The sequence below is a fragment of the Ferrovibrio terrae genome (genome assembly GCF_943371255.1).
In the GTDB taxonomy this organism is placed as follows: Bacteria; Pseudomonadota; Alphaproteobacteria; order Ferrovibrionales; family Ferrovibrionaceae; genus Ferrovibrio; species Ferrovibrio terrae_B.
In genome coordinates this window covers 1-10,386 of the sequence record NZ_CALRUC010000138.1, presented here as the reverse complement: position 1 = coordinate 10,386, position 10,386 = coordinate 1, and the positions used below count along the sequence as shown (strand labels likewise).

Here is a 10,386-nt window from a genome sequence, read left to right as displayed (position 1 = left end):
CTATCGCTGCCGCCGATCGATGCTGCGATGCTGGAAGACGAATCGGCGTTCCGGCTGATGCTCTATCGCCTGGGGGCGGAACGGTGCCGCGATGGCATCCTGCTGGCGGCGAGCCGTCAGCAGGTCGATGGCGAGCGCGCCGTCACCCGGTCCATAGCCAGCACGACCTGGCAGCGTCCGGTCTTTCCGTTGCGTGGTGCCGACATTCTGGCCGCCGGTTTCGCACCCGGGCCGACGGTCAGCGCCCTGCTCAACGAACTGGAATCCTGGTGGGCGGATGAAGGATTCCGCCCCAATCGCGAGGCTTGCCTACAGCGCCTGGGCGATCGCGTGCGTCTGGCCCCGGAAGACGAGGATTAAGACGCTAAATGTTTGATTTTATTTTGTTTTGATTTCGGCGCGGCCTGCCTGAGCAGGGATGGGACTGTAGTCAGCGCGGAATTACTACAGCCCTAAAAGAGCTTGAGCTCCACGTCGGCGCCGTAAACCCGGTCGCCGACGTGGAGCTCAAGACCACATACTAAAACTCTAACTTTACTTCTTCTTGGCGGCCTTCTTCTTGGCAGCCTTCTTCTTGGCCTTCGGGGCCTTCTTAGCCTTCACAGCCTTCTTCGCCACCTTCTTCTTAGCGGCCTTTTTCTTCGCAGCCATGAGTTTCTCCTCCATGGATTAGAGTGCGGTTTTCACCGCAACGAAGTTTTCGGGAAATGTTTCCCGAACACGTATATCTGTAGCACAACGCTGCAGTATTAACCACTAAATCTTGCGCGCGCTTAAAAAATGGTTAAGCGCATTCCCAATCCGATAGCGGAATCATGCACGCGGCACGAACGAAAAAGCATCGCTCAAGTAAAACGCGCGCGATGACTTGAGAAAAACGCGACATGCAAAAAACCCGCATGAAATCTGGTGTTTTTTAATCACGGCCATTTCACGCTCGGTGGCATCGACATCAGAATCGCTTCGGTGTTGCCGCCGGTTTTCAGACCGAAAGTTGTGCCGCGATCATAGAGCAAATTGAACTCAACATAGCGTCCGCGACGGACCAGTTGATGCTCTCTTTCGGCCTCCGACCACGCCTCATCGAGGTGTTTGCGGGCGATTTTTGGATATGATTCGAGGAACGATTCGCCGACCGCTTTGGTGAATTCGAAATCGCGTTTCCAATCGCCGCTGTCGAGTTGATCGTAGAAGATACCGCCGACGCCGCGCGGCTCGTTGCGATGCGGCAGGTAGAAATACTCATCGCACCATTGCTTGAAACGCGGGTAGTAGCCCGGATCGAAACGATCGCAGGCGCCCTTCAGCGCGGCATGGAAGGCGGCAGTGTCGGTTTCATCGGCAACCATGGGGGTCAGATCGGCACCGCCGCCGAACCAGGCCTTGCTGGTGACGATGAAGCGGGTGTTCATATGAACCGCCGGCACCTTGGGCGACTGCAGATGGGCCACCAGCGAGATGCCTGAGGCCCAGAAACGGCCGTCGGCCGCGGCGCCGGGAATCTGCTTGCGGAAGTCCTCGCTGAACTCGCCATGCACGGTTGAGACATTCACGCCGACCTTCTCGAACACCCGGCCGTGCATCACGCTCATGACGCCGCCGCCGCCGCCGGGCCGCTCCCAGGGCGTGCGTTCGAAACGGCCGGCGGGACGGTCGCGCAACGGTCCGTTCAGGTCGTCTTCCAGTGACTCGAAAGCGGCGCAGATCCGGTCGCGCAGCGATTCGAACCAGTGTCTGGCCTGTGCCTGGCGTTGGGTGATGACGGAGTCACTCATGGGTTTTACTCCTTGTTGCGCGGCGGTGCGGTGACGGCGCTGCGCGGGAAGGCATCGCATTGTCGCAGGCCTTCGCCAAGGACGATGGCGGCGGCGGTGGCGACATTGATCGAGCGCAGGCCAGGTCGGATCGGGATCAGCAGCCGCGCATCGGCGGCGGCATGGACATAATCCGGCGCGCCTTTGCTCTCACGGCCGAACAGCAGGATGTCATCGGGGGCGAAGCGGAACTCCGTATAGGGAACGGCGGCCCGGGTGGTCATCAGCACCAGGCGGCCGGCCGGCCGTTCAGCCAGGAAATGCCCCCAGCTCAAGTGCCGGTGGATCTCGGCATGTTCGAGATAGTCCATGGCACTGCGGCGCACGGTCTGCACCGAGAAAGGGAATCCGCAGGGCTCGATCACGTGGACCGGCGTTTCCAGGCAGGCGCCCAGGCGCAGAATCGTGCCCAGGTTCGGCGGGATGTCAGGTTCAAAAAGCGCGAGCCGCATGGCCTTCCAATGGGGGTTCTGAATCGGGTTCCGGGGCGGGGGGCAAGAGGGGCATTTTTTTCGCGGTTTCCCGAGGTGATTCCAAGGACAAGACCCCTGCGGCAACCTGTCGCATCCGTCGGGCTAAGTGCTGGACTTCGCCAACATATAGTGAGAAATATCGCGACACGTTTCCAAGTCTTATTATCTTCGAGGGATCTATGGCAGGGACAGCGACCCAAGCGGCCGGTACGACCGAGCCGACCCGGCGCGACTTTATCGTCGTTTCCGCCGGTGCCTTCGCCGCGGTGGGAGCGGCGGCGGCGGTATGGCCGTTCATTCATCAGATGAACCCGTCGGCCGATGTGCTGGCGCTGTCGAGCACCGAAGTCGATCTGAGTCAGATCGCTGCGGGCCAGAGCGTCACCATCCTGTGGCGCGGCAAGCCGGTCTTCGTACGTCACCGCACCGCCGCCGAGATCGAGCAGGCGAAGAAGGATGACGCGGCGGCCCTGCCGGACCCGGCCAAGGATGCCGATCGCGTGAAAAAGCCGGAATGGCTGGTCATGATGGGCGTGTGTACCCATCTGGGCTGCGTGCCGCTCGGCCAGCAGGGCGAGTTTGGCGGTTGGTTCTGCCCTTGCCACGGTTCGCACTACGATACCTCGGGCCGCATCCGCAAAGGCCCTGCGCCGGCGAATCTTCCGATTCCGGAATACGCCTTCCTCAACGATACCCGCATCCGTATCGGCTAAGGCTAAGGACCAGCACCCATGGCTGACAATAATTCCGGTTTCATGAGCAACCCGCTCGTCAAGTGGATCGAGTACCGCCTGCCGGTCTTCTCCACCCTCGATCATATGGTCGGTAGCCAGTATCCGACGCCAAAGAACCTGAACTACTGGTGGAATTTCGGCTCGCTGGCCGGCCTCTGCCTGGTGATCCAGATCCTCACCGGCATCGTGCTGGTGATGCACTACACCCCGCATACCTCGATGGCCTTCGATGCGGTCGAGCACATCATGCGCGACGTCAACTACGGTTGGCTGCTGCGCTACATGCATGCCAACGGCGCCTCGATGTTCTTCATCGTGGTCTACATCCATATCTTCCGCGGCCTGTATTTCGGTTCCTACAAGGCGCCGCGCGAAATCCTGTGGTTCCTCGGCCTGATCATCTTCCTGCTGATGATGGCGACCGCATTCATGGGCTATGTGCTGCCCTGGGGCCAGATGAGCTTCTGGGGCGCCACCGTGATCACCAATCTGTTCTCGGCCATTCCGGTGGTCGGCGAGCCGATCGTGACCTGGCTGTGGGGTGGTTTCGCCGTCGATAACCCGACGCTGAACCGATTCTTCTCGCTGCACTACCTGCTGCCGTTCGTGATCGTCGGCATTGTCATCCTGCATATTCTCGCCCTGCACCAGCACGGCTCGAACAACCCGCTGGGTATCGATACCAAGGGCCCGCAGGACCGCATCCCGTTCCATCCCTACTACACCATCAAGGATGCAGTCGGCGTCGGCGCCTTCCTGATCTTCTTCTGCTTCTTCCTGTTCTACGCGCCGAACTTCCTGGGCCATCCGGACAACTACATTCCGGCCAACCCGCTGGTGACCCCGGCGCATATCGTGCCGGAATGGTACTTCCTGCCGTTCTACGCGATTCTGCGTTCGGTGCCCGACAAGCTGGGTGGCGTGCTGCTGATGTTCGGCGCCATCCTGATTCTGTTCCTGCTGCCCTGGCTGGACACCAGCAAGGTGCGGTCGGCCAAGTTCCGTCCGATCTACAAGCAGTTGTTCTGGGTCTTCCTGATCGCCTGCATCGGCCTGACCTATGCCGGCGGCCTGCCGCCGGAAGGTCTGGCCCTGGTGATCGGCCGGGTCTGCACGGTGTATTACTTCGCGCATTTCCTGATCCTGATGCCGCTGGTTGGCTGGTTCGAGAAGCCGCTGAAGCTGCCTGCCTCGATCAGTGAGGCTGTGCTCAAGACCGAGCCCGGCGCTGCCGGCAGCAAGGCGTAAGGGGGATCGGACCATGAAGGTGACAATGATGCGCACGATCCTAGCCGCGGTGGTAATTGGCTTCGCCGCTCCGGCTCTCGCCGCTGGTGACAGTGTCGCGCCGCCGGCACAGAAGTGGAGCTTCACCGGTGCCTTCGGAACCTATGATCGCGCTGAACTGCAGCGCGGTTATCAGGTCTACAAGGAAGTCTGCGCGGCCTGCCATGCCATGAAGTATGTGGCGTTCCGCAATCTCGCCGATCCGGGCGGCCCGGGCTTCACCGCGGCCGAAGTAAAGGCGCTGGCGGCCACCTTCGAGGTGACCGACGGCCCGAACGATGCGGGCGATATGTTCAAGCGTGCGGCCCTGCCGTCCGACAAGTTCCCATCGCCCTTCCCGAACGAGAAAGCGGCGCGGGCCTCGAATGGCGGCGCCTATCCGCTCGATCTGTCGCTGATCGCCAAGGCCCGTGATCATGGCCGTCGTGAGGGTGCCGGCGCCGATTACATCAAGGCGCTGCTGACGGGTTACAAGGATGCCCCGGCTGGGTTCGCCCTCGGCGAAGGCCTGAACTACAATGAGTACTTCGCGGGCCACCAGATCGCCATGCCGCAGCCGCTGAATGCGGACCAGGTGACCTATGCCGACGGCACCAAGGCGACCGTCGACCAGATGGCACACGACGTTTCGGCTTTCCTGATGTGGGCCGCCGAGCCCAAACTGGAAGAGCGCAAGCGCATGGGCTTCAAGGTGATGATCTTCCTGGTCGTGCTGACTGGCCTGTTCTTCGCTGCCAAGAAGCGCATCTGGGCCAAGCTGCACTAGGCCTGATTTGATCGAGACACGGAAAAGGCCGCCTTCCGGGCGGCCTTTTTTGTTGCACTGCTACAGGGGGTTTGCTTAAGTCGCGCGCGGCATTCGGCCCGAGTCCGGGGGACATCATCCATGGCAAAAGCGAAGAAAAAAGCGGCAAAGAAGGCCGTGAAGGCACCTGCGAAGAAGGCTGTCAAAAAGGTCGTGAAGAAGACTGCCGCCAAGCGCCAGCCGGTGAAGGCGGTTCGCGCGACCGCAGTCAAGGCCGGCATTCCCAAGCCACATGTCGCCAAGCCGGGCGATCCGGTGCGCATCGGCGTACTGGGCGGCAGCGGTATCTACGGCATGGCCGGGCTGAAGAACACCAAATGGCGCAAGGTTTCGACCCCCTGGGGCGATCCCTCCGACGAACTGCTGTTCGGCACGCTGGATGGCGCCGAGCTGGTCTTCCTGCCGCGCCATGGCCGCGGCCATGTCCATTCGCCGTCCGAGGTGAACTACCGCGCCAATATCGATGCGCTCAAGCGCGTCGGCTGCCAGGATGTGCTTTCGGTTTCGGCCTGCGGCTCGTTCAAGGAAAACCTGGCGCCGGGCACCTTCGTGATCGTCGACCAGTTTATCGACCGCACCTTCATGCGGCAGAAGAGCTTCTTTGGTACCGGCCTGGTCGCGCATGTCTCGGCCGGCCATCCGGTCTGCCATCGCCTCGGCGATGCGCTGGAGAAGGCTGCCCGGGAGGCCGGGATCACGGCGCAGCGGGGCGGCACATACCTCTGCATGGAAGGCCCGCAATTCTCGACCCAGGCGGAAAGCTTCCTCTACAAGAGCTGGGGTTGCGACGTGATCGGCATGACCAATGCGCCGGAGGCCAAGCTCGCCCGCGAGGCCGAGCTTTGCTACGCTTCAGTCGCCATGGTCACCGACTACGACTGCTGGCACCCGGATCATGATCATGTCGATGTCGCCGCCGTGATCCGCGTTCTGCTGGATAACGCCGAAAAGGGTCAGAACCTGGTCGCCAAGGCCGTGCCGCATCTGAAGCATCGCCCCGGGCATTGCCCGCAGGGCTGCGGTCATGTGCTGGATACGGCGCTGATCACCGCGCCGGAAAAGCGCGACCCCAAGATGAAGAAGAAACTCGATGCGGTCGCCGGCCGCATGTTCAGAGCTTAAAGATAAAGGACAGACCTGCCATGCAGGGTATCAAGGAAAAGATCCGCGCCATCCCCGACTATCCGAAGCCGGGCATCATGTTCCGCGACATCACCACGCTGCTGCAGGACGCACGCGGCTTCCGCAAGACCGTCGACGAGATGGTGCAGCCGCTGGCCGGTACCCGCATCGACAAGGTGGTGGGCATCGAGGCGCGCGGTTTCATCCTGGGTGGTGCCATCGCGCATCAGCTCTCTATCGGCTTCGTACCGGTGCGCAAGCGCGGCAAGCTGCCGTGGAAGACCATGTCGCAGGAATATCAGCTGGAATACGGCACCGATTCGATGGAAATCCATGTCGATGCCATCCAGCCGAATGAAAACATCCTGATCGTCGATGACCTGATCGCCACCGGCGGCACCGCCGAGGCGGCGATCAAGCTGATCCGCGCCCATAAGGGCACCGTGGTCGGCTGTTCCTTCATCGTCGACCTGCCGGAACTGGGCGGTCGCAAGCGGCTCGAGGCGCTGGGCGTACAGGTGCTGTCGCTTTGCGAGTTTGACGGGCACTGAGCCTGTCGGAGCAGAGCAGTGGCACATCGGATTACCGGGCTCGACCACACCGTATTGGCGACGACGGATCTTGAGGCGGCGCGGGAAACCTACCGCAGGCTCGGCTTCACCATCACGCCGCGCGGGCGACATATCGGCTGGGCCACCGGCAACTACTGCATCATGTTCCCGCGCACCTATCACGAACTGCTCGGGATCGCCGAGCCGGGCGGCTATACCGCCGGGCTGGAAGACACGCTCAGGATCAAGGGCGAGGGCGTGCACAAGGTGGTGCTGGGGATCGACGATGCCGTCACGGCAGTCGCCGAACTCAAGGCTTCGGGATTGAATCCGTCCGCGCCGCAGAATCTGAAGCGCGAACTGGAGTTGCCCGAAGGCACCGTGCTGCCGGCCTTTTCACTGGTGCATCTGCCCCCCGAAGCGACCCCGCAGCTATCCATGTTCCTGTGCCAGCATCTGACGCCGGAACTGCTGCGCAGGCCGGAATGGCTGGTGCATCCCAATGGCGCCGAGCAGATCAGCAGTGTGATCGTGGTGACCGATAATCCGGTGGCACTGGAGCTGGCTTACGAAACCCTGGTCGGCGCCGGCAACACCGTGCGCACCGACCGTATGGTGGCGGTGCGCAGCGGTACCGAGACGATCCTGTTCGTCACGCCCGATGATCTCGATACCCTGTTCCCCGATCTCGCCCACCCGCCACGACCGACGCCTTATGTGGCCGGCCTGCGCTTCCGCGTGCACAACACGGACGCTGCCGCGGCCTATTTCAAGGCGGCTGGCGTGGACCATGCGCGCAGCCTGGACGGCACCGTGTTGGTGCCGGCCTCAGCCGCCCATGGCTGCTTCCTGGAATTCTCCAGCCGCGCCTGACCGGAATTCAGAGCAACGCTTCGAAGAAGGCCAGCGTGCGGCGCCGTGCGGTCACGGCAGCTGCGGCATTGTAGGTCGCGCGCTGATCGCAGTTGAAGCCATGATCGGCATCGTAGATATGCGTGGTGATGAAGGGGTGCTTGGCCTTCAGCTCATCGGCCAGGCTGGTCGGGATCATCTTGTCGAGCGCACCGAAATGCAGCAGGCAGGGTGCCTTCGGCGCCTCGTCCTTCAATTCGCCCCAGGGGCCGCCGTAATAGCCCACCGAGGCCGCCAGGCCGGGCAGAGCGACCGCCATCTTCCAGGTGACGCCGCCGCCATAGCAGTAGCCCACAGTGCCGACGCGGCCGGCGCGGGCGGCAGCGGCAAAGGCCACGGTCACGTCCTGCATCACGGTATCCCAGACCATCTTGCCGCGAATCTCGCGACCGGCGGCCACATCATCGGCGCTGTAGCCCAGATCGACATTGGCCTGCACGCGATCGAACAGGGCCGGCGCCACGACGTAATAGCCATCGGCGGCATAGCCGTCGGCTACCGCCTTGATGTGACTGTTGACGCCGAAGATCTCCTGGATCACCACGACGCCGCCCTTGGCCGTGCCCTTCGGCTCGGCGATATAGGCAGCAAGGCGATGGCCGTCGGCGGCGGTCAGGCTGGTCATGGCACCCATGATGGACTCCTCAGGTCTTGGCTTCAGGTCTGGGCCGGATTGCGGAAACGCATGATGCCGATACTGGTGAAGCGCATCACCAGCTCGTCCTTCTGGTTGATGGCTTCCACCATAAAGCGGGCCGAGCCGATGCCGGGCCGGCTGCGCGATGGCGTCTTGTCGATGCAGGTCATGCGGCCGCGGATGGTGTCACCGGGCCGCACCGGCTTCAGCCAGGCGAGGTCATCGAAGCCGGGCGAGCCCAGGCCGGCCTCCAGATCGATGGCGGAATCGACAAGCAGGCGCATCACGACCGCTGCCGTGTGCCAGCCAGAGGCGATCAGGCCGCCGAACGCAGTCTTGCGGGCGGCTTCCGGGTCGACATGGAAGGGCTGCGGATCGAACTGCCGGGCAAAGGCGATGATTTCCGCTTCGGTGAAGGTGCGGCTGCCGAAGTCGCGCGACGCACCGATTTCAATATCCTCGTAATACTGCATGGCAGCTCCGGTCACACCGGCCGGCGGGCATACATGCCCTTGGCCTGCATGGTCAGCACGGTTTCGCCCTTCTGATTGCGCATCTCGTAGCGCGAGGTGATGACGCCGCGATCGGGCTTGGACTGGGAGACCCGTGCCTCGACCACTTCGCCCCTCAGATGCAGGGTGTCGCCGGGGAAAACCGGCTTGACCCAACGCAGCTGGTCGACGCCGGGCGATCCCATGCTGGCAGACTGGCCGATCATGTTGTCGACCAGGATGCGCATCATCAGGCCAGCCGTGTGCCAGCCGGAAGCGCAGAGGCCGCCAAACAGCGACTGTTTGGCGGCCTCCTTGTCGAGATGGAAGGGCTGCGGATCGTAGTCCCGCGCGAAGGCGATGATCTCTTCTTCGCTCACCGTGCGGGGCGGGTAGTCCATGACCTGCCCGACGATGAAATCTTCCAGATATTTCATGGCTGCTCTTAAGTATTGAACCGGAAATGCATCACATCGCCATCCTGCACGATGTAGTCCTTGCCTTCCAGACGCAATTTTCCGGCATCGCGCGCGCCGGCCTCGCCCTTGCCGGCGACATAGTCGACATAGGCGATGGTTTCGGCGCGGATGAAGCCCTTCTCGAAATCGGTATGGATGACGCCGGCCGATTCAGGAGCCTTGGCGCCCTTGCGCACGGTCCAGGCGCGGGCTTCCTTTGGCCCGACTGTGAAGAAGGTGAGCAGTCCCAGCAGGCCGTAGCCGGCGCGGATCACCCGGGTCAGGCCGGTTTCCTTGAGGCCGAGATCGGCCAGGAAGGCGGCCTTCTCCTCGTCGCTGTCGAGCTGCGCCACTTCGGATTCGATGGCAGCCGAAATCACCACCATGGCGGCGCCCTCGGCGGCGGCCTTGGCTTTCACCCGTTCGGAGAAGGCATTGCCTTCGGCGGCGGAAGCTTCCTCCACGTTGCAGACATAGAGTACCGGCTTTGCGGTGATCAGCATCAGCTCGGTATAGAGCTTCTTTTCATCCTCGGTCGGCACCACGGTGCGGGCCGGCCTGCCTTCACGCAGCGCCACCAGCACCTTTTCCATCACGGCCAGCCGGGCCTTCTCTTCTTCGTTGCCCTGCTTGGCGCGCTTCGCCGTCTGGTCGACGCGGCGCTCCAGGCTTTCGAGGTCAGACAGCATCAGCTCGGTCTCGACCGTTTCGGCATCGGCGATCGGATCGACCTTGCCTTCCACATGGGTGATGTCGCCGTCCTCAAAACAGCGCAGCACATGGCAGATCGCATCCACCTCGCGGATATGGGCGAGGAACTGGTTGCCTAGGCCTTCGCCCTTCGAGGCGCCGCGCACCAGGCCGGCGATGTCGACGAAGGTGAGCTGGGTGGGGATGATCTTGGCCGAGCCGGCGATCCCGGCCAGCACATCGAGCCGCTCATCCGGCACGCCGACCAGGCCGGTATTCGGCTCAATGGTGCAGAAGGGATAGTTGGCTGCCTGCGCGGCGGCGGTCTGCGTCAGCGCATTGAACAGCGTCGACTTGCCGACATTGGGCAGGCCGACAATGCCGCATTTGAAACCCATGTTACGCGTCCTTC

12 protein-coding genes and 1 pseudogene are annotated in these 10,386 nt (G+C 62.5%); 7 read left to right on the top strand and 6 right to left on the bottom strand.

Annotated elements, in window-relative coordinates; all coding sequences use genetic code 11:
• Nucleotides 1-360: pseudogene (locus AAG799_RS20485) on the top strand (hypothetical protein); the annotation flags it as partial.
• A 560-nt stretch (nt 361-920) separates the two neighbouring features.
• Here the strand turns inward: AAG799_RS20485 and hemF are convergent.
• Together hemF and AAG799_RS20475 are read right to left on the bottom strand one after the other, a co-directional pair.
• Entirely contained in the window at nt 921-1,775 is an 855-nt protein-coding gene (hemF, locus tag AAG799_RS20480) for an oxygen-dependent coproporphyrinogen oxidase (RefSeq protein ID WP_341898774.1), read from the bottom strand.
• 5 nt (nt 1,776-1,780) lie between these two features.
• A complete protein-coding gene (locus AAG799_RS20475; protein ID WP_341898772.1) occupies nt 1,781-2,266 on the bottom strand; it encodes a tRNA (cytidine(34)-2'-O)-methyltransferase in 486 nt (161 codons plus the stop codon).
• A gap of 200 nt (nt 2,267-2,466) precedes the next feature.
• Here AAG799_RS20475 and petA point away from each other — a divergent pair, with 200 nt between their 5' ends.
• From petA to AAG799_RS20445, 6 genes are all read left to right on the top strand, one after another.
• Nucleotides 2,467-3,000 (top strand): ubiquinol-cytochrome c reductase iron-sulfur subunit, encoded by a 534-nt coding sequence (gene petA, locus AAG799_RS20470; RefSeq protein WP_341898770.1) that lies wholly within the window; start codon nt 2,467-2,469, stop codon nt 2,998-3,000.
• 18 nt (nt 3,001-3,018) lie between these two features.
• Nucleotides 3,019-4,269, top strand: coding sequence for a cytochrome b/b6 (locus AAG799_RS20465; protein ID WP_341898769.1), 1,251 nt, complete (start codon nt 3,019-3,021; stop codon nt 4,267-4,269).
• A gap of 13 nt (nt 4,270-4,282) precedes the next feature.
• Nucleotides 4,283-5,074 (top strand): cytochrome c1, encoded by a 792-nt coding sequence (locus tag AAG799_RS20460; RefSeq protein ID WP_341898767.1) that lies wholly within the window; start codon nt 4,283-4,285, stop codon nt 5,072-5,074.
• A gap of 120 nt (nt 5,075-5,194) precedes the next feature.
• A complete protein-coding gene (locus AAG799_RS20455; protein WP_341898766.1) occupies nt 5,195-6,235 on the top strand; it encodes an S-methyl-5'-thioadenosine phosphorylase in 1,041 nt (346 codons plus the stop codon).
• Between the two features lie 20 nt (nt 6,236-6,255).
• Nucleotides 6,256-6,786, top strand: coding sequence for an adenine phosphoribosyltransferase (locus AAG799_RS20450; RefSeq protein ID WP_341898764.1), 531 nt, complete (start codon nt 6,256-6,258; stop codon nt 6,784-6,786).
• 18 nt (nt 6,787-6,804) lie between these two features.
• Nucleotides 6,805-7,659, top strand: a complete 855-nt coding sequence (locus AAG799_RS20445; protein ID WP_341898762.1) for a VOC family protein — start codon at nt 6,805-6,807, stop codon at nt 7,657-7,659.
• A gap of 7 nt (nt 7,660-7,666) precedes the next feature.
• On the opposite strand, the gene AAG799_RS20440 is transcribed toward AAG799_RS20445, so the two are convergent.
• From AAG799_RS20440 to ychF, 4 genes are read right to left on the bottom strand one after another with little or no spacing between them, the layout of a single operon-like run.
• Entirely contained in the window at nt 7,667-8,332 is a 666-nt protein-coding gene (locus AAG799_RS20440; protein ID WP_341898761.1) for a dienelactone hydrolase family protein, read from the bottom strand.
• Between the two features lie 23 nt (nt 8,333-8,355).
• Nucleotides 8,356-8,808, bottom strand: coding sequence for a MaoC family dehydratase (locus AAG799_RS20435; RefSeq protein WP_341898760.1), 453 nt, complete (start codon nt 8,806-8,808; stop codon nt 8,356-8,358).
• Between the two features lie 11 nt (nt 8,809-8,819).
• Nucleotides 8,820-9,263 (bottom strand): MaoC family dehydratase, encoded by a 444-nt coding sequence (locus AAG799_RS20430; protein WP_341898758.1) that lies wholly within the window; start codon nt 9,261-9,263, stop codon nt 8,820-8,822.
• Between the two features lie 8 nt (nt 9,264-9,271).
• The gene (gene ychF, locus AAG799_RS20425; protein ID WP_341898776.1) at nt 9,272-10,372 is read right to left on the bottom strand and encodes a redox-regulated ATPase YchF; all 1,101 of its coding nucleotides are present in this window, start codon (nt 10,370-10,372) and stop codon (nt 9,272-9,274) included.
• Nucleotides 10,373-10,386 lie beyond the last annotated feature (14 nt).

What these genes read in the sequence shown, in the direction of transcription:
- hemF (WP_341898774.1), bottom strand. Translation starts at nt 1,775, where the DNA reads ATGAGTGACTCCGTCATCACCCAACGCCAGGCACAGGCCAGACACTGG.
- AAG799_RS20455 (WP_341898766.1), top strand. Translation starts at nt 5,195, where the DNA reads ATGGCAAAAGCGAAGAAAAAAGCGGCAAAGAAGGCCGTGAAGGCACCT.
- AAG799_RS20440 (WP_341898761.1), bottom strand. Translation starts at nt 8,332, where the DNA reads ATGGGTGCCATGACCAGCCTGACCGCCGCCGACGGCCATCGCCTTGCT.
- AAG799_RS20460 (WP_341898767.1), top strand. Translation starts at nt 4,283, where the DNA reads ATGAAGGTGACAATGATGCGCACGATCCTAGCCGCGGTGGTAATTGGC.
- AAG799_RS20430 (WP_341898758.1), bottom strand. Translation starts at nt 9,263, where the DNA reads ATGAAATATCTGGAAGATTTCATCGTCGGGCAGGTCATGGACTACCCG.
- AAG799_RS20450 (WP_341898764.1), top strand. Translation starts at nt 6,256, where the DNA reads ATGCAGGGTATCAAGGAAAAGATCCGCGCCATCCCCGACTATCCGAAG.
- AAG799_RS20435 (WP_341898760.1), bottom strand. Translation starts at nt 8,808, where the DNA reads ATGCAGTATTACGAGGATATTGAAATCGGTGCGTCGCGCGACTTCGGC.
- AAG799_RS20465 (WP_341898769.1), top strand. Translation starts at nt 3,019, where the DNA reads ATGGCTGACAATAATTCCGGTTTCATGAGCAACCCGCTCGTCAAGTGG.
- petA (WP_341898770.1), top strand. Translation starts at nt 2,467, where the DNA reads ATGGCAGGGACAGCGACCCAAGCGGCCGGTACGACCGAGCCGACCCGG.
- AAG799_RS20475 (WP_341898772.1), bottom strand. Translation starts at nt 2,266, where the DNA reads ATGCGGCTCGCGCTTTTTGAACCTGACATCCCGCCGAACCTGGGCACG.
- ychF (WP_341898776.1), bottom strand. Translation starts at nt 10,372, where the DNA reads ATGGGTTTCAAATGCGGCATTGTCGGCCTGCCCAATGTCGGCAAGTCG.